The organism is Amycolatopsis sp. NPDC114478, assembly GCF_055633805.1.
Map to the genome: position 1 here is coordinate 21969 of NZ_JBVKDO010000025.1, position 20776 is coordinate 42744.

21 protein-coding genes are annotated in these 20776 nt (G+C 70.5%); 13 read left to right on the plus strand and 8 right to left on the minus strand.

What is annotated here, in order from left to right:
- Nucleotides 1-11: 11 nt before the first annotated feature.
- A complete protein-coding gene (gene rpmI, locus ACZ7OH_RS43440; RefSeq protein WP_086672342.1) occupies nucleotides 12-206 on the minus strand; it encodes a 50S ribosomal protein L35 in 195 nt (64 codons plus the stop codon).
- A 67-nt stretch (nucleotides 207-273) separates the two neighbouring features.
- The gene (gene infC / locus ACZ7OH_RS43445) at nucleotides 274-891 is read right to left on the minus strand and encodes a translation initiation factor IF-3 (RefSeq protein WP_043780275.1); all 618 of its coding nucleotides are present in this window, start codon (nucleotides 889-891) and stop codon (nucleotides 274-276) included.
- A 201-nt stretch (nucleotides 892-1092) separates the two neighbouring features.
- Here infC and ACZ7OH_RS43450 point away from each other — a divergent pair, with 201 nt between their 5' ends.
- From ACZ7OH_RS43450 to ACZ7OH_RS43460, 3 genes are all read left to right on the plus strand, one after another.
- The gene (locus tag ACZ7OH_RS43450) at nucleotides 1093-1452 is read left to right on the plus strand and encodes a DUF1844 domain-containing protein (RefSeq protein WP_167379973.1); all 360 of its coding nucleotides are present in this window, start codon (nucleotides 1093-1095) and stop codon (nucleotides 1450-1452) included.
- Nucleotides 1453-1589: 137 nt separating this feature from the next.
- A complete protein-coding gene (locus ACZ7OH_RS43455) occupies nucleotides 1590-2234 on the plus strand; it encodes a GntR family transcriptional regulator (protein WP_470286262.1) in 645 nt (214 codons plus the stop codon).
- Nucleotides 2231-3226: a 1-aminocyclopropane-1-carboxylate deaminase gene (locus ACZ7OH_RS43460; protein ID WP_470286263.1), complete on the plus strand. Its 996-nt coding sequence runs from the start codon at nucleotides 2231-2233 to the stop codon at nucleotides 3224-3226. Before ACZ7OH_RS43455 ends, ACZ7OH_RS43460 begins: the two co-directional genes overlap by 4 nt.
- A gap of 36 nt (nucleotides 3227-3262) precedes the next feature.
- On the opposite strand, the gene ACZ7OH_RS43465 is transcribed toward ACZ7OH_RS43460, so the two are convergent.
- From ACZ7OH_RS43465 to ACZ7OH_RS43475, 3 genes are read right to left on the minus strand one after another with little or no spacing between them, the layout of a single operon-like run.
- Nucleotides 3263-3646, minus strand: coding sequence for a RidA family protein (locus ACZ7OH_RS43465; RefSeq protein WP_400905826.1), 384 nt, complete (start codon nucleotides 3644-3646; stop codon nucleotides 3263-3265).
- Nucleotides 3646-4404 (minus strand): IclR family transcriptional regulator, encoded by a 759-nt coding sequence (locus ACZ7OH_RS43470; RefSeq protein ID WP_470286264.1) that lies wholly within the window; start codon nucleotides 4402-4404, stop codon nucleotides 3646-3648. Before ACZ7OH_RS43470 ends, ACZ7OH_RS43465 begins: the two co-directional genes overlap by 1 nt.
- Complete coding sequence (locus ACZ7OH_RS43475) at nucleotides 4401-5375, minus strand: sugar kinase (protein ID WP_470286265.1); 975 nt, start codon at nucleotides 5373-5375, stop codon at nucleotides 4401-4403. Before ACZ7OH_RS43475 ends, ACZ7OH_RS43470 begins: the two co-directional genes overlap by 4 nt.
- 113 nt (nucleotides 5376-5488) lie before the next feature.
- On the opposite strand from ACZ7OH_RS43475, the gene ACZ7OH_RS43480 reads away from it, so the two are divergent.
- From ACZ7OH_RS43480 to ACZ7OH_RS43520, 9 genes are all read left to right on the plus strand, one after another.
- Nucleotides 5489-6796, plus strand: coding sequence for an amino acid deaminase (locus tag ACZ7OH_RS43480; RefSeq protein WP_470286266.1), 1308 nt, complete (start codon nucleotides 5489-5491; stop codon nucleotides 6794-6796).
- Nucleotides 6796-8391, plus strand: a complete 1596-nt coding sequence (locus ACZ7OH_RS43485; protein ID WP_470286267.1) for an N-acyl-D-amino-acid deacylase family protein — start codon at nucleotides 6796-6798, stop codon at nucleotides 8389-8391. Before ACZ7OH_RS43480 ends, ACZ7OH_RS43485 begins: the two co-directional genes overlap by 1 nt.
- Nucleotides 8388-9776 (plus strand): GntP family permease, encoded by a 1389-nt coding sequence (locus tag ACZ7OH_RS43490; RefSeq protein ID WP_470286268.1) that lies wholly within the window; start codon nucleotides 8388-8390, stop codon nucleotides 9774-9776. Before ACZ7OH_RS43485 ends, ACZ7OH_RS43490 begins: the two co-directional genes overlap by 4 nt.
- A 43-nt stretch (nucleotides 9777-9819) precedes the next feature.
- Entirely contained in the window at nucleotides 9820-10953 is a 1134-nt protein-coding gene (locus tag ACZ7OH_RS43495) for a lactonase family protein (RefSeq protein WP_470286269.1), read from the plus strand.
- 26 nt (nucleotides 10954-10979) lie between these two features.
- Nucleotides 10980-12263, plus strand: coding sequence for an extracellular solute-binding protein (locus ACZ7OH_RS43500; protein ID WP_470286270.1), 1284 nt, complete (start codon nucleotides 10980-10982; stop codon nucleotides 12261-12263).
- Nucleotides 12263-13210 (plus strand): carbohydrate ABC transporter permease, encoded by a 948-nt coding sequence (locus ACZ7OH_RS43505; RefSeq protein WP_470286271.1) that lies wholly within the window; start codon nucleotides 12263-12265, stop codon nucleotides 13208-13210. Before ACZ7OH_RS43500 ends, ACZ7OH_RS43505 begins: the two co-directional genes overlap by 1 nt.
- Nucleotides 13201-14049 (plus strand): carbohydrate ABC transporter permease, encoded by an 849-nt coding sequence (locus ACZ7OH_RS43510; protein ID WP_470286272.1) that lies wholly within the window; start codon nucleotides 13201-13203, stop codon nucleotides 14047-14049. Before ACZ7OH_RS43505 ends, ACZ7OH_RS43510 begins: the two co-directional genes overlap by 10 nt.
- 1 nt (nucleotide 14050) lies before the next feature.
- Entirely contained in the window at nucleotides 14051-15421 is a 1371-nt protein-coding gene (locus ACZ7OH_RS43515; RefSeq protein ID WP_470286273.1) for a beta-N-acetylhexosaminidase, read from the plus strand.
- A gap of 166 nt (nucleotides 15422-15587) precedes the next feature.
- The gene (locus ACZ7OH_RS43520) at nucleotides 15588-15884 is read left to right on the plus strand and encodes a hypothetical protein (protein ID WP_470286274.1); all 297 of its coding nucleotides are present in this window, start codon (nucleotides 15588-15590) and stop codon (nucleotides 15882-15884) included.
- A 71-nt stretch (nucleotides 15885-15955) separates the two neighbouring features.
- On the opposite strand, the gene ACZ7OH_RS43525 is transcribed toward ACZ7OH_RS43520, so the two are convergent.
- Nucleotides 15956-17704: a M64 family metallopeptidase gene (locus tag ACZ7OH_RS43525; RefSeq protein ID WP_470286275.1), complete on the minus strand. Its 1749-nt coding sequence runs from the start codon at nucleotides 17702-17704 to the stop codon at nucleotides 15956-15958.
- 63 nt (nucleotides 17705-17767) lie between these two features.
- Between ACZ7OH_RS43525 and ACZ7OH_RS43530 the strand changes: the two genes are divergently transcribed.
- Complete coding sequence (locus ACZ7OH_RS43530) at nucleotides 17768-18223, plus strand: hypothetical protein (RefSeq protein ID WP_470286276.1); 456 nt, start codon at nucleotides 17768-17770, stop codon at nucleotides 18221-18223.
- A 190-nt stretch (nucleotides 18224-18413) separates the two neighbouring features.
- Here ACZ7OH_RS43530 and ACZ7OH_RS43535 read toward each other — a convergent pair whose 3' ends face one another.
- A complete protein-coding gene (locus tag ACZ7OH_RS43535; RefSeq protein WP_400905794.1) occupies nucleotides 18414-19082 on the minus strand; it encodes a response regulator in 669 nt (222 codons plus the stop codon).
- Nucleotides 19079-20653 (minus strand): sensor histidine kinase, encoded by a 1575-nt coding sequence (locus tag ACZ7OH_RS43540; protein ID WP_470286277.1) that lies wholly within the window; start codon nucleotides 20651-20653, stop codon nucleotides 19079-19081. Before ACZ7OH_RS43540 ends, ACZ7OH_RS43535 begins: the two co-directional genes overlap by 4 nt.
- Nucleotides 20654-20776: the final 123 nt, after the last annotated feature.

The window sequence follows — 20776 nt, forward strand, 5'->3', positions numbered from 1 at the left end:
GTTCTGTGGGATCAGATGCCGAGCAGGCGCTTGACGCGGCCGGCCTCGGTCTTCGCCAGCTCGGTGGTGCCCTCGAGGCGGCGGGTGAGGCGGTTCGACTTCTTCTCCATCAGGTGGCGGCGGCCGGCCTTCTGGCGGCGCAGCTTGCCCGTGCCCGTGACGCGGATCCGCTTGGACGTCCCGCTGTGGGTCTTCATCTTCGGCATTTCAGTCCTCTTTCGTGCGGCGGCTCACCGGAGATTCCGGTGAGCCGCTGACTGTGCTGGTCGGCGCCTACGCGTCGGGGGTCGGCTCGGGGGCCGCCTCGGCCTTCGCCTTCGGCTTCACGTTCTTGTGCGGGGCCAGCACCATGATCATGTTGCGACCGTCCTGCTTGGCCGACGACTCGACGAAGCCGAGCTCCGTGACGTCTTCGGCGAGCTTCTGCAGCAGCCGGTAGCCGAGCTCCGGCCGGGACTGCTCGCGGCCGCGGAACATGATCGTGACCTTGACCTTGTTGCCCGCCGCCAGGAAGCGCGACACGTGACCCTTCTTGGTCTCGTAGTCGTGCTGGTCGATCTTGGGGCGCAGCTTCTGTTCCTTGATGACGGTCAGCTGCTGGTTGCGCCGCGACTCACGGGCCTTCTGCGCGCTCTCGTACTTGAACTTGCCGAAGTCCATGAGCTTGCACACCGGCGGGCGGGCCTGCGGCGCGACCTCGACGAGGTCGAGATCGTTCTCCTGCGCCAGGCGCAGCGCATCCTCGATCCGGACGATGCCGACCTGTTCGCCGGCGGGGCCGACGAGTCGGACCTCCGGCACCCGGATACGGTCGTTGATGCGTGTCTCGGAGCTGATGGGGCCTCCTTGGTCCGAGGAATGTTTCCTGTTCTCGTTCGACCTGGTGCCCACATAGCGAAGGCCCCGACACCGTTCGGTGCGCGGGGCCCACTCTGTTTCCGATCGTGCCCCGGAGGACACTTCTTCACCCTGGACTCAGTGTCCGGGCGAGACCGGACCCGGCCACCTTGTACGGTGACGCGGGTGGGAGCGGGGCTCCACTTGCCGCCCCCGATCGCTCGGAGGCTGGTCGCTCGTGGAAGGGTACCAGACGTGTCAGATCAACCCTCCGAACAGGCCCCCTATTCCCCGGACGACCGCCACCTGGCCGAGATCCCCAGCGTGGAGGTGATCAGCCGCGCGGCGGTGATGCTGCTGTCGGCCGGCGCCGAGCGGCTCGGCCTGGCCGACGCCGACCCGGCGACGTCCCCGCACCGCGACCTCGACGAAGCCCGCCGGCTCATCACCGCTTTGGCCGGGCTCGTGACGGCGTCGGCGGAGTATCTGGGCCTGCACGCCGGGCCGTTGCGGGACGGTCTGCAGTCGCTCCAGAAGGCGTTCCGGGAGGCTTCGGCCGTGCCCGACGAGCCCGGCAAGGGCCCCGGCGAAAAGTACACCGGTCCCGTTTACTGACTCGACGGCCCGGCCGGTGCCACGGCGCCGGCCGGGCCGGATCGGCCGGCGTTCCGCGCCGACCACGCGCCTCGCCGGGCTCACCACACCGGCGTCAGCCGACCGCCGCTTGCCGGACCAGCCGACCGACATCTAACATGTTACATGTGAGTCTCCCCAAGGTCACCCGCCCGCTCCTGCGTGACGAGGCGTACGACCGCATCCGGCACGCCATCGTCGACGGCACGCTCCCCCCGGGCACTCCCCTGCGCGACGGCGACCTCGCCGAACAGCTCGGGCTGTCCAAGGCCCCCGTCCGCGACGCGCTGCGCCGCCTCACCGAAGACGGCCTCGTCGACCAGAAGCCGCAGAGCTACACGCGCGTCTCCGATGTCATGTCGCCCGATGTCCTCGACGCGCGGGAGATCGTCCGGCTGCTGCACGAGTTCGCCGTCCGGGCAGCGGCGACGACAGCACGCCCGGAGGACATCGCCGCCATGCGCGCCGCCAACGACCGGTTCGCCAAGGCGATCGAGGCGGGTGATGTGGACGCCGCGATCAAGGCCGACGACGAACTGCACGACATCCCCGTCCGGCTGGCGGGCAACGCCGCCGTCGCCGCGACCCTCGACCGCTACACACCTCTCCTGCGCCGGCTGGAGCACGCGCGCTTCAGCTCGGCGCTCGCCTGGAACTCCGTCGAGCGGCACACCCGGCTCATCGACGCCCTCGAAGCCCGCGACACCGGCACGGCGGTCTCCGTGATCTCGACCATCTGGACCGATCTGCTGGAGGACCGATGACCCTCGCCGACTTCCCCCGCTACCCCCTGTTGTTCGGCCCGTCGCCGGTGCACCCGCTCGAACGCCTCACCGCGCACCTCGGCGGCGCGAAGGTCTGGGCCAAGCGCGAGGACGTCAACTCCGGCCTCGCCTACGGCGGCAACAAGACCCGCAAGCTCGAGTACCTCGTGGCGGACGCGCTGAAGGAAGGCGCGGACACCCTCGTCTCCATCGGCGGCGTCCAGTCCAACCACACCCGCCAGGTCGCGGCCGCCGCGGCGCGCGCCGGGCTGAAGGCCGTGCTGGTGCAGGAAAGCTGGGTCGACTGGCACGACCCGCTCTACGACAAGGTCGGCAACATCCAGCTCTCGCGCATCCTCGGCGCCGACGTCCGGCTCGTCGACGCCGGCTTCGGCATCGGCTTCAAGCAGGCGTGGGAGGACGCGGTCGCCGAGATCGAAGCGAACGGCGGGAAGCCCTACGCCATCCCGGCCGGCGCGTCGGACCACCGGCTCGGCGGGCTCGGGTTCGCGAACTGGGTCGTGGAACTGGAACAGCAGGAGGAGGAACTCGGCGTCTTCTTCGACACGGTGATCGTCTGCTCGGTCACCGGCAGCACCCAGGGCGGCATGGTCGCGGGGACCGCGCTCGGCCAGAACCGGCGCATCCTCGGTATCGACGCCTCCGCGAAGCCCGAGGAGACCCGCGAGCAGATCACGCGCATCGCGCGCAACACCGCCGAGCTGATCGGCGCCGGCGAGACCCCCGAGGTCGAGCTGGACGACCGCTACCACGCCGGGATCTACGGCATCCCCGACAAATCCACTGTGGACGCGATCGAGACCTGCGCCCGGCTGGAGGGCGTGATCACCGACCCGGTGTACGAGGGCAAGTCGATGGCCGCGCTGATCGACCTCGTCGGGAGCGGGGAAATCGGCAAGGACTCGAACGTCCTCTACGCCCACCTCGGCGGGCAGCCCGCCCTCAACGGCTACACGAGCGTCCTCGGCTGAGCACCCCGGGGCCGGGAAGCCGGCCCCGGGAAAGCCTCAGTCCAGCACGCAGAGCACGTCGATCTCGACGAGGAGCTCACCCGGCAGGCCGACGTACACCGTCGTGCGGGCGGCGTGCGGCGCGTCGCCGATCAGCTCGTCGTAGACCTCGTTGAACGGCGCGAAGTGCGCGGTGTCGGTCAGGTACACCCGGACCATGATCGCGTCGGCCAGGCTCGAGCCCGCCTCGGCCAGCACGGCCTCGATGTTCTTGAACGTCTGCCGCGTCTGGCCGACGACGTCGTCGCCGACGATCTCGCCCGTGGCCGGGTCGAAGCCGACCTGGCCGGCGACCTGCAGCAGGTTCCCCTTGCGGACGGCCTGCGAGAACTTCGCCGGCGGCTTCGGCGCGTTCTCGGTGGAAACTGCCGTCTTGCTCATCAGTGCCCCTTTCCGTTCTCCGTCCATCCACTGTGGACGGAAGCTTCCGTGGTCGCGGCGCGCAGGTCCGGCACCAGCGTGAGCAGGCCTTCGTAGTCCAGCAGCACCTTCGGCACCGACATCGACGCGGCGGCCAGCACTTCGCCGTCCGCGCCGCGCACCGGGGCGGCGATGCAGTGGATGAAGTCCTCGTGCTCGGCGTTGTCGACGGCGTACCCGAGGCGCGCGACGCGTTCCAGCTCCGCCAGGAAGTCCGACGGCGTGGTGATCGTGTTCGGCGTCAGCACCGGGTACTCGATCGACCGCGCGATCTCCTCGCGGCGGGCCTGCGGCATCGCCGCGACGAGGACTTTGCCGACCGCCGTGCAGTGCAGCGGCGCCCGCTTGCCGACGCGGGAGTACATCCGGACCGAGTGGCGGCCCTCGTACTTGTCGATGTAGACGACCTCGCCGTCGTCGTAGCTGGCCAGGTGCACGGTGTGGCCGGTGCGCGCGTTGAGCGCGGCCAGCGCGGGCTGGGCGCTGCGCCGGACGTCGATCGAGTCGAGCGCCTGGTTGGCCAGGTCGAACATCGCGCTGCCCAGCCGGTAGTACCGGGCGCCTTCGCGGCGGACGAAGTGGTGCTGTTCGAGGGTGCGCAGCAGCCGCAGCACGGTCGACTTGTGCACGCCGATCTCCTCGGCGAGGTCGTCGAGGGTGCGCGCGTCCTTCGCGATCGAGCTCAGCAGCGTCAACGCGCGATCGAGGCTCTGGCTCACGTCCGCACCAGCCCTTCTCCGGTCAGCCGGGCCGAACTCCACTCGTCCGGACCCGCCTGCAGCAGGCTATCCACCACCGGACGCGGCAGCGGCACCCCGACGTCGTCGTGGGTGAGCAGGGTGACGGCGGCCTGCAGGTGCCCCTGCCGTAGCCGTTCCAAAGGCGACGCGCCCCGCAGCGTCGCGGCGAGGAAGCCCGCGGCGAACGCGTCGCCGGCGCCGACCGGCTCGACGACGTCGACCTTCAGCGCCGGGGCGAACAGCGGCTCGCCTTCGACCAGCGTCGCGCCGCGTTCGCCGTGCTTGACGACCAGCGTGCGCGGCCCCGGCAGCAGGGCGCGCAGCTCGGCGGGGTCGCCGGTCCCCCAGACGTGCTGGGCCTCGTCGTCACCGGTCAGGACGATGTCGGCCTGACCGGCCAGTTCGGCGAGCAGGCGCGGGTCGCGGCCCGCCCAGAGCGCGGGCCGCAGGTTGACGTCGAACGAGATCAGCCGGTCGCCGCGGGGCATGGCCAGCAACGCGCGCACCAGCGCGAGGCAGCTGTCGGACAGCGCCGGGGTGATGCCGGACAGGTGCAGCACGCGGACGCCGTCGAGGTCGAGCCGGTCCAGCAGCGACGGGTCCATCGCCGACGCCGCCGAGCCGGCCCGGTAGTAGCGCACCGGGCTGCCGCCGGCGCCGCTTTCCTTGACGTAGAGCCCGGTCGGTCGCGTCGGATCGACGAAACAGGCGCTGACGTCGACGCCGTGGGAAGCGACCTCCCGCAGCATCGCCCGGCCGAACGGGTCGTCCCCGACCGCGCTCACCCAGCCGCTGCGCACCCCGAGCGTCGGCAGGTTGCAGGCCACGTTCGACTCGGCGCCGCCGATCGTGCGCAGCCACCGCTTCACCTCGTCCGGCGGGCCGGGTTCGGCGGGCACGAACAGCGCCATCGTTTCGCCGATACACAGCACCTCGGGCCCGCTCGTCACTTTCCGTCTCCCCTGTCCGTCACCCCGTTGACCTGTGGCGACCCGGATGCTACACCTATGGCACTCAAAATGCGCAACAGTCGTTGCAACATACGCAACCGAGGTCGCCGCCGATGAACCAACCCGCCGCTTGCACCATGAACACCGCCGCGCTCGACGCTCTCCGCCAGGAGCGGGTCGACTGGCGCTTCCGCTCGGCCGCCCCCGCCCTGACCGGGCTCACCCTGGACGAAGCCGCGGACCGCCGGCTCAACCTCTTCGCCGACGGGTTCTTCGCGCCCTTCGTCGTCCTCGACGAGGAAGCGCTCGAACACAACCTGCGGACGATGGCCGCGTGGTGCGTCGCCCGCGGCGTCGTGCTCGCCCCGCACGGCAAGACGACCATGGCACCGCAGCTGTTCGCCCGCCAGATCGAGCACGGCGCCTGGGGCGTGACCTGCGCGAACGCCGGTCACCTCCGGATCTACCGCGCGTTCGGCGTCTCCCGGATCCTGCTGGCCAACCAGTTCCTGGACCCGGCCGGCCTGCGCTGGCTGGCCGCCGAGCTGGCGGCCGACCCCGCGTTCGAGTTCGTCTGCTGGGTCGACTCGGTCCGCGGCGTCGAGCTGATGACCGCGGCTCTCGAAGGCAGCGAGCGTCCGGTGGACGTCCTGCTCGAGCTCGGCGCCGACGGCGGCCGCACGGGCGTCCGCGACACCGCGACCGCCTGGGCCGTCGCCGAAGCCGTGGACGCCAGCCCGGTGCTGCGGCTGCGGGGCACCGGCGGCTACGAGGGCGCGCTCTCCCACGACACCGACGAAGCCGCGCTCGCCAAGATCAGCTCCTATGTGGACGGTCTGCGCGACCTCGCGATCGCGTTCGCGGACAAGGGACTGCTCGACGGGCAGGTCATCGTCACCGCCGGCGGCAGCGCGTACTTCGACCAGGTCGCGAACGAGCTGACCAAGCCGTGGCCGGACGGCCTCGACGTGCTGCCGGTGCTGCGCAGCGGCGCGTACATCACCCACGACGACGGCTTCTACCGCGAGATCTCCCCGCTCGGGGACCACCCGCGCATCGACGGCGTCGAGTCGTTCCGGCCCGCCCTGCGCGCCTGGGCGCAGGTGACGTCGAAGCCGTCGGACACCCTCGCGCTGCTGACGATCGGCAAGCGCGACGCGTCCTTCGACGAGGGCATGCCCGAGCCGCAGCTGCGCCGGACGCCGAACGGCCCCGCCGAGCCCCTGGACGGGCACGTCGTCGCGAAGATGAACGACCAGCACGCGTTCCTCACCCTGCCCGCCGGCTCGCCGGTCGAGGTCGGCGACTGGATCGGGCTCGGCCTCTCGCACCCGTGCACGGTGTTCGACAAGTGGCCGCTGCTGCCGGTGACCGCGGCCGACGGCGAAACCGTCGTCGACCTCGTGCGGACGTGGTTCTGATGGACGTCGTCGTCAAGAACGCGCTGGTCGCGGACGGCACCGGCGAACCACTCGCCCGCCACGACGTCGGCATCAGCGACGGGAAGATCGCGGACATCGGCGACGCCGGCTCGCTCACCGGCGGCCGGACGATCGACGCCGGCGGGCTCGTGCTCGCGCCCGGGTTCATCGACATGCACTCGCACTCCGACCTGCAGCTGCTGGCCAACCCGGACCACGCCGCGAAGATCACCCAGGGCGTCACGACCGAAGTGCTCGGCCAGGACGGGCTGTCGTACGCGCCGGTCGACGACGCCGTCCTGGAAGCACTGCGGCAGCAGCTCGCCGGGTGGAACGACGACCCGGCCGGCTTCGACTGGAACTGGCGCTCGGTCGGCGAATACCTCGACCGCCTCGACCAGGGCGTCGCCGTGAACGCGACCTACCTCGTGCCGCAGGGCACGGTCCGGATGCTCGCCGTCGGCTGGGACGACCGGCCCGCCACCGACGCCGAGCTGACGCGGATGAAGGACCTCGTCGCCACGGGCCTCGCCGAGGGCGCGATGGGGATGTCGTCCGGCCTGACCTACACGCCCGGGATGTACGCGGAGACGAACGAGCTGGTCGAGCTGTGCCGCGTGGTCGGCGAGGGCGGCGGGTACTACAGCCCGCACCACCGCAGCTACGGCAAGGGCGCGCTGGAGGCGTTCGCCGAGATGATCGACGTCAGCCGGCAGTCCGGCTGCCCGCTGCACCTCGCGCACGCGACGATGAACTTCTCGGTGAACAAGGGCAAGGCGCCCGACCTGCTGAAGCTCCTGGACGACGCGCTCGACGACGGCTGCGACATCAGCCTCGACACCTACCCGTACCTGCCGGGTGCGACCTACCTTTCCGCGCTGCTGCCGAGCTGGGCCACCGAAGGCGGTCTGGACGCGACGCTCGCCCGGCTGTCCGATGTGGACACGCGCGAGCGGATCCGGGTGGCGATCGAAGAGTCCGGTTCGGACGGTGCCCACGGCGTCCCGATCGACTGGGACGCCATCGAAATCAACGGCGTCCGGAACGACCACAACGCCCACCTCGTCGGGCACAGCGTCGCCGCGTCCGCGCGTAAGCAGGGCACCGAACCGGCGAAGCTGTACTTCGACACGCTGCTGGAGGAAAAACTCGGCACGTCGTGCCTGATGCACGTCGGGCACGAGGAGAACGTGCAGGCCATCATGCGGCACCGGACGCACACCGGCGGCAGCGACGGCCTTCTCGTCGGCGCCCGGCCGCACCCGCGCGCGTGGGGGACGTTCCCCCGCTACCTGGCCCGGTACGTCCGCGAACTGGGCGTGCTGGACCTCGCCGAGTGCGTCGCCCACCTGACCGGGCGGGCCGCGCGGCGGCTGCGGCTGACCGACCGCGGGCTCGTCCGCACCGGCTACGCCGCCGACCTGGTGCTCTTCGACCCGGACGCGGTCACCGACACCGCCACCTTCGACGACCCGCGGCAGCCCGCCGCGGGGATCACGCACGTCTTCGTCAACGGCGTCGCCGCCCTCGACGACGGCCGTCCCACCGGCGCCCTCGCCGGCCACTCCCTGCGCAACCCCCGGAGAGCCCGATGATCCACTGGCTGCAACACACCACGGGCGGGCTGCTCACGCTCGCCGCCGTCTCGATCGCCGTCCTGCTGGTGCTGATCGTCAAGCTCAAGATCGAGCCGTTCATCGCGCTGATCGTGGTCGGCCTGCTCACCGCGCTGGCCGCGGGCCTGCCCGTCGGCACGATCGTCGGCACCGCCCAGAAGTCGTCGGACTCCTTGCTGGAAAAGGGCTTCGGCAGCATCCTCGGGCACATCACGGCGATCATCGGGCTCGGCACACTGCTCGGCTCGATCCTCGAACGCTCGGGCGGTGCGAAGGTGCTCACCGGAGCGTTGCTGCGGGGCTTCGGGGAGAAGCGGGCGCCGCTGGCCATGGGTGTCGCCGGGTTCATCTTCGGCATCCCGGTGTTCTTCGACATCGGCATCTTCGTGCTGGCGCCGCTGGTGTACGTCGCCGCGAAGCAGGGAAAGCGCTCCCTCGTGCTGTACGCGATGCCGCTGATCGCCGGTCTGTCGATCACGCACGCGTTCCTGCCGCCGCACCCGGGCCCGGTGGCCGCCGCCGGCCTGCTGCACGTCGAACTCGGCTGGATCATCCTGATGGGCCTGGCCTGCGGCATCCCCGCGTTCCTCGTCGGCGGCGTGCTGTATGCGACCTGGATCGGCAAGCGCATCGACGTCGAGGTGCCGCAGGAGATGATCGTCGCCGAGGAAGAGGGCGAGACCGAGGAGGACGTGCCGTCGCTGGCGCTGGTCGGCTCGATCATCGCGGTGCCGCTGGTACTGATCCTCGCCGGGACGTTCGGCAGCATCTGGCTGCCGAAGAACTCCGCGCTCGCGGGTGTCGCCGCGTTCATCGGCACGCCGGCGGTCGCGCTGACCGTCGCCGTGCTGCTCGCGTCCTGGCTGCTCGGCCTGCGCCGCGGGTTCACCGGCAAGGACCTCAACGAGCTGGCCGCGAAGTCGCTGCGGCCGGTCGCGATGATCCTGCTGGTCGTCGGCGCGGGCGCGTTCTTCGGCGCGGTGCTCTCGGCCACCGGCATCGGCAAGGCCGTCGCCGATTCGCTGCACGACGCCGGGCTCCCGGTGCTGCTGGCGGCGTACGTGATCAGCTGCGGCATGCGGATCGCGCAGGGCTCGGCCACGGTCGCCATCGTGACCACGAGCGGGATCATCGCGCCGACCGTGGCGCAGCTCGGGTATTCGCAGGTGCAGCTGGCGTTGCTGGTCATGGCGATCTCGGCCGGGTCGATCATCGCGTCGCACGTCAACGACGGCGGCTTCTGGATCGTTTCGCGGTACTTCAACATGAGCGTCGTCCAGACACTGAAGTCGTGGACCGCGCTGGAAACCGTGCTTTCCGTTTCCGGATTCGCGGTTTCGGCATTGCTCATGGCCGTGGTCTAGACCATACTGGGGTGAGCCGCCGACCCGAACCCGTTGGGAGACAATGACGATGACCGGACTTTCTCGTCGCACGTTCCTCGGCGCCGCCGCGGGCGCGAGTGCCGCCACCGTTCTCGGCGCGCAGCTCGCGTCCGCGGCCACCACCTCGAAGGGCTGCATCGCCGGAGGGACCGTGTACATCGGCAGCTACACCAGCGGGGCGAACGGCCACGGCCTCGACGTCACGAACCGGTCGGGCGCCGCGCTGAACCCCGTGCGCACGGTGCCCGGCATCACCGACACGTCGTGGTTCGACCGCAGCGCCGACGGCAAGACCCTGTACGTCACCGACGAAGGCGACCCGAACGGGTACGTCTCGGCGCTGAACATCGCCGACGCGGCGAACCCGAAGCTGCTCAACAAGGTTTCTTCGAAGGGCGGCGCGCCGACGCACCTGAGCGTGCACTCGAGCCGGAAGTACGTGCTAGCGGCGAACTACAGCTCGGGCAGCGTCGTCGTGCTGCCGATCCTGGCCGGGGGCAAGCTCGGCGCGGCCACGGACCTCGTGACGCACCAGGCGGATTCCGGGCAGGCGCACGCCCACCAGGTGGTCAACGACCCGACCGGCCGCTGGGTGCTGTCGGTCGACCTCGGCGCCGACTCGGTGTACGTCTACTCGCTCGACGTCGCCACCGGGAAGCTCGCGCTGCACCAGCAGCTCAAGCTCCCGGCCGGCGCCGGGCCGCGGCACCTCGCGTTCGACAGGACCGGGACGTTCGCCTACATCCTGCAGGAGCTGCGGCCGGAGGTGACGGTCGCGGGCTGGGACGCGGCCACCGGCACGCTGAAGGCGCTTTCCGTCGTCCCGGCCGTGCCGCCGGGCAGCACCGGCGACCTGTACCCCGGCGAGATCACCTTGTCGAAGGACGGGAAGTTCGCGTACGCCACCGTCCGCGGCCCGAACACCCTGGCGACGTTCTCCGTCGCCGGCGAGACGCTGAAGCTGGTGTCCACTGTGTCCAGTGGCGGCAACTGGCCGCGGCACGTGGCCCTCGACCCCGGCGAAAACTGGTTCTACGTCTCGAACCAGCGTTCCGGCACCGTCACCTGGCTGCCGCGCGACCCGGCCACCGGCCTGCCCGGCGCGGTCGCGGGCTCGCTCGCCGTCGGCAGCGTCAACTCCGTTTACTTCGCCTGAGCCGCTCAGGCCGCACTGGAGGACCCATGAGACTGCGCCGCACCCTGCCCGTCGTCGCCGGGCTGGCCCTGCTCGCCGGCTGCGCGCCCACCCAGTCCGCGCCCGCCGGCTCCGGTGGGGACGACAAGACCGGCACCGTCCGCGTCTGGCTGTTCGACGAGGCCAACCGCGCGCCGAAGGAGGCCGCGGTCAAGGACGCCATCACCGAGTTCAAGGCCGCGCACCAAGGCGTCGAGGTCGACGTCCAGTGGGTGCCGGTCGAGGGCCGCGCCGACAAGTTCTCCGGCGCCTTCAACGACCCGAGCAACGCGCCGGACGTCGCCGAGTTCGGCAACACCGACGTGTCCAGCTACGCGGCGACCGGCGCGCTCGCCGACCTGACCGGCGACCTCGCGTCGTGGAGCGAGGGCAAGGACCTCATCCCGACCGTGCTCGACACGGCGAAGTCCGGCGGCAAGACCTACGGCCTGCCCTGGTACACCGGCATCCGCGCGCTCTACTACCGCACGGACGTCTTCACCGAGCTGGGTCTCAAGCCGCCGACGACGCTCGCCGAGCTGACCGACGACGCCCGCAGGATCCGCGCCGCCAAGCCGGACCTCTACGGCATCTCCGTCGGCGGCAAGTACACCTACGCGATGCTGCCCTTCCTCTGGGCCAACGGCGGCGAGCTCGCGCGGGACAACGGCGGCAAGTGGAAGTCGGCCGTGACCGAGGACCCGGCCAAGGCCGGCGTGACGCAGTACGCGAGCTTGCTCAAGGACGACATCTGCCCGCCCGCGCAGTGCGCGAACCTGACCGGCACGCAGAGCGTCACGGCGTTCGCCGGCGGCAAGGCCGGGATGACCATCGGCGGCGACTTCAACCGCAAGGCCGTCGAGCAGGGCGCGGTGAAGGGGAAGTACGCGGTCGTTCCGATCCCCGGCACGGCCGCGAACAGCGTCGCACCGGCGTTCGCCGGCGGCAACCTCCTGGGCGTCTTCAACGCCAGTAAGCACCGCGGCCTCGCGCTGGAGTTCGTCGAGCTGCTCGGCGGCGCGAAGTACCAGGAGAAGATGTACACGGCGATGGGCAACCTGCCGACGCTGAGCAGCGTGCAGCAGAAGCTCGCGGCGAACGACCCGTTCCTCAAGCCGTTCGTCGACACGCTGAAGGCGGGCACCAAGTTCGTCCCGGCGACGCCCGCGTGGTCGAAGATCGACAGCCAGAACGTGCTGCCCACGGCCGTCCAGCAGATCGCGACCGGCGGCAAGGACCCGGCGGCGGCCCTGACCGACGCGGCCGCGGCGATGGACAAGGCCTTCGGGTAGTGGTGACCGTCCAGGAGGCCCCTTCCGTCTCGGCCCCCGCGCGGCGGCCGAGGCGGAAGGGGGACGGCCGGGCCGCCGCGCTCTACCTCGCCCCGGCGGGCATCCTGCTCGTGGCGATGCTGGCCTACCCGATCTACCAGCTGGTCCTGATCTCGTTCTACGACTACGGCCAGCCGCAGGCCGCGGGCAACGCGCCGCTGGTGTTCCTCGGCTTCGCGAACTACACCGACCTGCTGGCCCAGGCGGAGTTCTGGACGGTGCTCGGCAAGACGGTCGGGTTCGCCGGGGCCTGCGTCGTCGGTTCGCTGCTCGTCGGCACCGGCCTCGCGGTGCTGGCTTCGCGGGTGCGCTCGCTGCCCCGGACGCTGCTGTTCCTCGCCGCGCTGGGCGCGTGGTCGACGCCGGCGATCGCGGGCTCCTACGTCTGGCTGTTCCTCTTCGACACCGACTTCGGCCTGGTCAACGAGGTGCTCTCGGGGATCGGGCTGCCGTTCGAGCACCACTCGTGGACCTTCGGCACGCTCGGCGCGTTCGGGCTGGTCGCCGCCGAGGTGATCTGGTGCTCGTTCCCCTTCGTGCTGGTCACGATGTACGCGGGGATCAAGGGAGTGCCGGACGAGGTGCTCGAAGCGGCGTCGCTCGACGGCGCTTCGGTGTGGCGGACGACCTGGTCCATCGTGCTCCCGATGGTGCGGCCGCTGCTGATGATCGCGACCGTCCAATCGATCATCTGGGACTTCAAGGTGTTCACCCAGATCTACGTGATGACCAACGGCGGCGGCGTCGCCGGCCGCAACCTGGTCCTCAACGTCTACGCGTACCAACAGGCTTTCGCCGGGCAGGAGTACGGCCTCGGCTCGGCGATCGGAGTCGTCATGACGCTGTTGCTGCTGTCGGTCACCGGGCTGTACGTCCGCTCGCAGCGCCGGAGCGCGGCATGGCTGTGAAACGTCCGGGGCGCCTGGTCGCCGAAGTCGTCACGGTCGTGATCGCCGGGATCGTCGCGTTCCCGCTGTACTGGATGCTGCTCTCGGCGTTCAAACCGGCGGGCGAGATCCAGTCGGCGAACCCGAAGCCGTGGACGTTCAGCCCGTCGCTCGACAGCTTCACCCGGGTCCTCACGGTGTCCGGCTTCGGGCGGTTCTTCGTGAACAGCCTGGTGGTGGCGCTGGTCGTCGTGGTGCTTTCGCTGCTGCTGTCGTTCCTCTCGGCGGTCGCGCTGACGCGGTTCTCGTTCAAGGGCCGGACCGTGCTGCTGGTGATGATCCTGGTGGCGCAGATGGTCCCGGTGGAGGCGCTGACGATCCCGTTGTTCTTCCTGATGCGCTCCCTCGGCGCGGCGGTGCCGGCTTTCGGTTTGAACGAACTGGGCTCGCTGGTGCTGGTGCACCTGGCGTTCAGCCTGCCGTTCGCGATCTGGATGCTGCGCGGGTTCGTGGCCGCGGTGCCGGTGGAACTCGAAGAGGCGGCCAAGCTCGATGGCGCGTCGCGGATGCGGTTCACGTGGCAGATCCTGTTCCCGCTGGTGGCGCCCGGACTGGTGGCGGTGAGCGTGCTGGCGTTCATCCACGCTTGGAACGACTTCCTCTTCGCCAAGACGTTCATCATCTCCAAGACCGAGAACCAGACGTTGCCGCAGGCGATCCTGGTGTTCTTCAAGCCGGAGGACACCGACTGGGGTGCCGTGATGGCGTCCTCGGCGCTGATGACGATCCCGGTGCTCGTGTTCTTCGTCCTCGTGCAACGACGGCTGGTGTCCGGGATGGCCGGCGCCGTGAAGGGCTGACATGGCTTTCGACACCCTGCTCCCCCGCCCGGTTTCCGTGACGCCCGCCTCCGGGTCATGCGCCTTTCTGTCTACTGTGGACGTTCGGGACGCTTCGCTGCCGGCCGAGGGGTACCGGTTGGAGATCACTCCTTCGGGCGTGGTTCTGTTTTGCGGTGACCCGGCCGGGGAGTTCTACGGGCGGCAGACGCTGCGTCAGCTGGCGGGGCCGTCGGCGTTCCGCGCGGCTTCGATCGGTGGTGCGTTGTCCGTCCCGTGCGGCGTGGTCGAGGACCACCCGCGGTTCGGCTGGCGCGGGTGCCTGCTCGACGTCGCCCGGCACTACCGGACCAAGGCCGAAGTGCTGCGGTTCATCGATCTGCTGGCGGCGCACAAGCTGAATGTGCTGAACCTGCACCTGACGGACGATCAGGGCTGGCGGTTCGAGGTCCCTTCCTATCCGCGCTTGACGTCCGTGGGCGGGTGGCGGCCGTCATCGATGGTGGGCAGCGGGGGCGAGCAGGACGGCCGTCCGCACGGCGGGTTCTACACCGGCGACGACCTGCGGGAGATCGTGGCGTACGCGGCTTCCCGGGCTGTCACGGTGGTTCCGGAGATCGATATCCCCGGGCACGCCCGTGCCGCTTTGGCCGCTTACCCTTCGCTCGGGACTTCGTCTTCTTACGAGATCTGGACTTCCTGGGGTATCAGCACTTCGCTGCTCTCCCCGGTTGATTCCACTTTGGACTTCTTCCGGACGGTGTTCGACCACCTGCTGGAGATCTTCCCGTCGCAGGTGATCGCCCTGGGCGGCGACGAGACCCCGGGCGCGACGGAGGAGCACCGCGCGTTCGTCCGGCAGCTGGCCGAGCACTTGGTGGCGCGCGGCCGGAGACCGATGGGCTGGGACGAGGTCCTGGACATCCCGGATCTGCCCCCGATGGTGATCGGCTCGTGGCAGAACGAGGAGGCGGGCATCCGAGCGGCCTCAGCCGGGCACGACGTGGTGATGTGCCCGGAGCAGCACGTGTACCTGGACCACCGCCAGTCAGCGGACCCGGACGAGCCGATCCCGGTCGGCTGGGTCCACACGCTGGAGGACGTGTACCGGTACGAGCCGGCGTTGGCGGGGCCTCGGCTGCGTGGAGTGCAGGCTCAGGTGTGGAGCGAGCACTTGGACGATGTCCGGCGGGTGGACTACATGGCTTTTCCGCGGTTGTCGGCCTTTGCGGAGGTGGCTTGGAGCAGCGGTGCCCGGGAGTACGCGGAGTTCCTGCCGCGCTTGCGGGACCACCACTTGCCGCGGCTGGACGCGTTGGGCGTCGAGTATCGGCCGTTGGACGGGCCGCACCCCTGGCAGACTCGGCCGGGCGTGCCGGGTCGGCCGCGCTGAATTCCGGGACGCCCAGCTCATTATTTTCGACCTCGCGCCGTACCCGGAAAAGCGGCAATGAAACCACCGCCCGTAACACCTCTCGAATGAACCGCGACTCGAGGAGTTGCGATTCGGGAGACCACCAAAGGCCGCCCGGACGCATTGACCGAAAGGAAGTGCGCCCGTGCTCAACGCGTATCCGAAATGGCTGCCGGCCGGCCTGGTCATCGCGATCGTCGGCGTGGTCGTGGGCCTCGTCCTGCACGCGAAGAACGCTTCCCAGGCGCAGAGCTGCTCCACCACGATCGGGGACATCCACCAGCGCCTGTCGCCGACGTTCAAGGCGACCTGCACCGCCGCGAAGTCCATGACCGGGATCAGTACCGGGATCATGGCGGCATGCGGTGTGGTGGCCGCGATCATGCTCGTCATGGCGGTCGTGTACACCATGCAGGCGGGGCAGGCGAAACCCGCCGCGTAGTTTTTCGGCACACCTATGGTGTTCCACGACGGCTTTCTTGCCGGATTGCCCGGCAAGAAAGTTCCGTCGATTCAGGGCAGCAGCGTCACCACGACCGACCGCGTCGGGCCTACGTTGCCCGCCGTGTCGATCGAGCGGTACTCGATCCGGTGGCAGCCGTACCCCGGCTTCCGCTCGGTGAACGGCGAGACCGTCAACCCGTCCGGGCCGAGGTTTCCGTACGCCAAGCCGTCGATCTCCGTGCCCCGGGGCGTGAACAGGTACGGCGCGTTCGGGTCCGTCGGCCAGCCGTAGTACTTGTGCCAGCCGTCGCCGTCGACGCGGAACTCCGGCGTTCCGTCCGATGCCGTCAGCCGCATCGGGAACGAGCCGTGGAACACCGCGTCCGGGGGCAGCGAGACCGTCGTCGTCGGGCCGTCCGCGTCCACCGTCCAGGTCAACGTGACTCCGCCGGTCGTCGCCGTGAGCGAGTGCTGCCCGCGGGACTCCTTCAAGACGAAGTCGGACCCGCTGCCGGCCGGTCGGCCGTCGAGCGTCCAGCGAACCTGCGGGATCGAGCCGGTCGGCTCCCCCGTCTCGACGTACACGACGTCGTGGCCGCCGACCGGGGCCGTCGTCGGGGTGGACGCGATGACCGCCGAATCTCCTGCGGGCGGCGTGACCACCGCTGTGTCCACGGTCCACGTGCGGGTCGCCGTCGGCCGGACGGCCGGGTCGCGGACGAACGGCGTCGGGTCGGTCACCGTCGCCGTCAGCGTGTGCTTGCCCGGCTTGACGTGCGCCTGCCGCAGGTCGAGGGCGTCGGAGCCGCGCAGCGGACGGCCGTCGAGAGCCCACGTGACGGCGAGGCGGTGGTCCACCGGGTGCATCGGCCGCACCCACACGACGCGGTCGGCGCCGATCGTGCCGGCCGGTGTCCCGCCGCTGATGAGCGGTACCTTCGCGGAGACCCGTTGCGTCATCCGCTCGCGGCCGACCTGGTCGAACGCGTAGCCGAGGGTCTTCATCATCGAGTGCTTGCTGGGCCGCCAGACGCCGGTCTGCGTGTACAGCCCGCCTTCGAAGCGGCCGATCGTGCCGCCGGCCTCGCTGGGTTCGCCCAGCCAGCGCCACCACTTCGCGTGCTGGTCGCGCATCTGCTGTTCGGTCAGCAGCGTGTGGTGGATCGAGTCCGGTTCGCCGCCCTCGTACGCGCCACCCGGGACGTTGCGCGCGTAGTAGTCGTACTCGTCGTCGAGGCCGCCGAGCGAGTGGCCGAGCTCGTGCGGCGAGATCAGCGCGGACAGCGCGTTCCCGCCGGACGCCGTCGCGAACGTGCCGCCCGCGCCGCCGTAGGTGGAACTGTTGCCCAGCGCCAGGATCTGCCGGTTCGCGCGGGTCGTGCCGGGGACGAGGTCGGCGTACCGCTGCGCGGCCGCGTCGTCGACGGTCAGCAGGCGCTGGACGCTCTGCGCGTTGCAGCCGCCCCAGAAACCCATGTTCAGCGGGGTGTCGCGCCGCGGCGCGTCGAGCGAGGGGTCACAGTCCACACCGGACTCGGGTGAGGCGATCGACACGGCGTAGACGTTGAAGTAGCTGCGGTAGGACTTGAACGGCTCGAGCGACCAGAGGGTGCTGACGTGCCGCTGGACGTCGGCGAAGAACTTGCCCTGTTCGGCGGCGGTGTAGCCGTCCCCGAGGACGACCAGGTTGAACCGCTGGGCGACGGGCCCGGTCACTTGGACGTCGGTGACGCTCGCGGCGGGCTCGTCGGCGTACGCCGGGGTAGCGGTTCCGACGGCGATCAGCAGTGCGGCGAGGAACCCGGCCCACTTCGACATGGTCCCGGTCTACCGCACCGCAAAAGCGGCCGGAACCGCCGGAAGTCGGGCTATCCTCGCGAAATGGGGAATCGAGGGGGAATCCTGACCACGGCCGGTGCGCTGGCCCTGCTGAGCGCGTGCTCGACGCCGGCGCCGGCCGCGCCGGCCGTGACTTCACCGATCTCGGTCACGAAGCCGGTTCCCTCGTCCGACGCGCCGGCCTTGGGCAACGGGCCCGGCTCCCGGCCGCCGACCACGCCGCAGCCACCGCCCCCGCGGTCGCCGGACAAGGTCACCTCCGCTTGCCCGTTCCTCGGCGTGACCGAGATCAGTGCCGCGATGGGCGCCGCCCTCGACGCGTGGGCCGAGGAGGCGAAAGCGGACAGCGGGTGGCGGGTCCCGGTCTACCGCTGCGACTACCCCTCCCGCGTGGGCGGCCGCCAGGTGCGCCAGCTGTACGTCGCCGCGGTTCCAGGCACCGGACGGCTCGAGGCCACGCTCGGGGAATTCGCCCCCGACTGCGGCAAGCCGGTGTAACCGATCGCCGTCCCCGCCGGAACGGCGCGCTCGTGCCGGTCCACGAACCCGGACAAGGAAGGCGACACGATGGTGCTGGTCGCGAAGAAGAGCCACGGCCAGACCCGGCTGGCCGAGCTCGATCTCCGTCCCCAGCGGGCCGACGTCTACGCGAAAATCGCCCAGCTCCTCAGCGACCGGCTGTAAGTCGTTATACGCGAGTGAGCCGGTACCAGACCTCGGGTCGTCCCACCTGCCCGTAATGCGGTTCCCGGTGCGCCATCCCGTTGTCCGCCAAGTACTCCAAGTACCGCCGCGCCGTCACTCGGGACGCGCCGATCGCCGAAGCCGCCGCTCCCGCCGACAGTCCCTCCGCCGCTCCCGACAGTGCGTCCGTGATCGCCTCCAGCGTCTGGACGCTCATTCCCTTCGGCAGCGGTGGCTGCTCTGTCGTGCGCAACGCCCCGAGCGCGCGGTCGATCTCCGCCTGGCCCGTCACTTCGCCGGACGCGTCGCGGAATTCCGTGTAGCGCTCCAGCTTTTCGCGCAGCGTCGCGAACGTGAACGGCTTCAGCAAGTACTGCACCACCCCCACCGACACCGCCGCCTTGACCAGGCCGAGGTCGCGCGCCGAGGTCACCGCGATGACGTCGATCGGGAGGCCGGCCGCGCGCAGGGAACGGCACACCGCCAAGCCGTGCGTGTCGGGCAGGTAGAAGTCCAGCAGCACCAAGTCGACCGGCTCGCGTTCGCAGAACCGCAGCGCCTCGCCGCCGGAATGGACCACGCCGGCCACCGAAAAGCCCGGCAGCCTTTCGACGTACACGCGGTGTGCCTCGGCGGCCACCGGCTCGTCCTCCACCACCAGCACCCGGATCACCGGTCCGCCTCCTGTCTGGGCAGCCGCACGGTGAACACCGCGCCGCCGTCGTGGCCGACTTCGACCGTGCCGCCGTAGCGGCGCACCGCCTGGCCGACCAGCGCCAGGCCCAGCCCGTGGCCGTCGCCGGCCTTCGTCGACCAGCCGCGGCGGAAGACGTCGGCCTCCTCGGGCACGCCCGGCCCGCTGTCGGCCACGCGCAGCAGCAACCCGTCGTCTTCGGTCCGGGCGGTGACCACCACCGCCGGCTTGCCGCCGCCGCGCACGGCCGCGTCGAGGCCGTTGTCGATGAGGTTGCCGAGAATCGTCACCAGGTCACGGGCTTCGACGCCGAGCGAGACGTCGTCGATCACCGTGTCCGGCGTGACCGTCAGCTCGACGCCGCGTTCGCTCGCCTCGGCCGCCTTGCCCAGCAGCAGCGCCGCGAGCACCGGCTCGGCGACCGCGCCGACGACGCGGTCGGTCAGCTCCTGGGCGAGCGCGAGCTCGGCGGTCGCGAACTCGACGGCCTGCTCGGGTTTGCCGATCTCCACCAAGGAAACGACCGTGTGCAGCCGGTTCGCGGCCTCGTGCGCCTGCGACCGCAGCGCCTCCGCGAGACCGCGGGCGGTGGTCAGCTCCCCGGTCAGCGTCTGCAGTTCCGTGTGGTCGCGCAGGACGACGACGGTGCCTTGCGCCCGGCCGCCCGAGCGGACGGCGGTCGTGCTGACCAGCAGCACCCGGGCGTCGGTCAGGTGCAGCTCTTCTGCCCGGTTCTCTGACGACGTGAACGCCCGCGCGAGCTCGTCCGGCAGGCCCAGGGACGCCAGCTCGCGTCCGACCGGGTCGGCGTCGAGGCCGAGGAGGGCGCGGGCACCGTCGTTGCAGAGGCCGATGCGCCCGTCGCGGCCGACGAGCAGCACGCCTTCGCGGACGGAGTGCAGCACGGCTTCGTGGTACTCGAAGAGGTTGCTCAGCTCGTCCGGCGCGATCCCGCGGGTCTGGCGCCGCAGCCGCGCGCTGATCAGCCAGCCGCCCAGTGCCCCGACCACCAGCACCGCCCCGGCGACGCCGAACAGCGGCCAGAGCCGTTCGCGCAGTTCGGCCGAGATCGCCACCACGGTGATCCCGACGGCGACCAGCGCGACCACCCGGTGGCCGGGACCGAACACCGGCACGACCGTGCGCACCGACGGGCCGAGCGAACCCGTGTAGGTCTCGGTGAGCTCGCCGCCGCGTTGCGCCTGGTCGATGGTCCCGATGTAGTGCTGGCCGATCAGCGCCGGGTTCGGGTGCGTGTACCGGATCCCGGCCGGGCTCATGATGGTGATGAAGTCGACGTTGGTGTGGTTCTGCACCTGCAAGGCGAACGGCTGCAGCGTCGCGCTCGGGTTCGGCGTTCCCACCGCGGCGGCGACGGTCGGCGCTTCGGCGACCGTCGAAGCGACCGCGCGGACCTGATCGCGCGCGTTCTCGTTCACCGCGCGGGACGCGTCGAGGTAGGCGAACGTGATGCCGGCGCCGGCGAGCACGCAGAGCACCGCCAGCTGCAGCACGAGCAGCTGACGGGCGAGGCTCCAGCGGGACCGCATCGTCGGGGGCACCTCCTCATACCAGCACACGCGCTCCGGTGTCCGAAAGGGACGGTGCGCGAACTCAATGAACACAAGTGAGCCGGGTCACGGATCTGCGCCTACAGTGTGCCGCAACCTGGA

Coding starts and splice junctions, on each gene's coding strand:
- ACZ7OH_RS43500 (WP_470286270.1), top strand. CDS start 10,980: ATGAGACTGCGCCGCACCCTGCCCGTCGTCGCCGGGCTGGCCCTGCTC.
- ACZ7OH_RS43465 (WP_400905826.1), bottom strand. CDS start 3,646: ATGAGCAAGACGGCAGTTTCCACCGAGAACGCGCCGAAGCCGCCGGCG.
- ACZ7OH_RS43460 (WP_470286263.1), top strand. CDS start 2,231: ATGACCCTCGCCGACTTCCCCCGCTACCCCCTGTTGTTCGGCCCGTCG.
- ACZ7OH_RS43540 (WP_470286277.1), bottom strand. CDS start 20,653: ATGCGGTCCCGCTGGAGCCTCGCCCGTCAGCTGCTCGTGCTGCAGCTG.
- ACZ7OH_RS43490 (WP_470286268.1), top strand. CDS start 8,388: ATGATCCACTGGCTGCAACACACCACGGGCGGGCTGCTCACGCTCGCC.
- ACZ7OH_RS43530 (WP_470286276.1), top strand. CDS start 17,768: ATGGGGAATCGAGGGGGAATCCTGACCACGGCCGGTGCGCTGGCCCTG.
- ACZ7OH_RS43495 (WP_470286269.1), top strand. CDS start 9,820: ATGACGATGACCGGACTTTCTCGTCGCACGTTCCTCGGCGCCGCCGCG.
- ACZ7OH_RS43485 (WP_470286267.1), top strand. CDS start 6,796: ATGGACGTCGTCGTCAAGAACGCGCTGGTCGCGGACGGCACCGGCGAA.
- ACZ7OH_RS43510 (WP_470286272.1), top strand. CDS start 13,201: ATGGCTGTGAAACGTCCGGGGCGCCTGGTCGCCGAAGTCGTCACGGTC.
- ACZ7OH_RS43480 (WP_470286266.1), top strand. CDS start 5,489: ATGAACCAACCCGCCGCTTGCACCATGAACACCGCCGCGCTCGACGCT.
- ACZ7OH_RS43525 (WP_470286275.1), bottom strand. CDS start 17,704: ATGTCGAAGTGGGCCGGGTTCCTCGCCGCACTGCTGATCGCCGTCGGA.
- ACZ7OH_RS43455 (WP_470286262.1), top strand. CDS start 1,590: ATGTTACATGTGAGTCTCCCCAAGGTCACCCGCCCGCTCCTGCGTGAC.
- rpmI (WP_086672342.1), bottom strand. CDS start 206: ATGCCGAAGATGAAGACCCACAGCGGGACGTCCAAGCGGATCCGCGTC.
- ACZ7OH_RS43515 (WP_470286273.1), top strand. CDS start 14,051: ATGGCTTTCGACACCCTGCTCCCCCGCCCGGTTTCCGTGACGCCCGCC.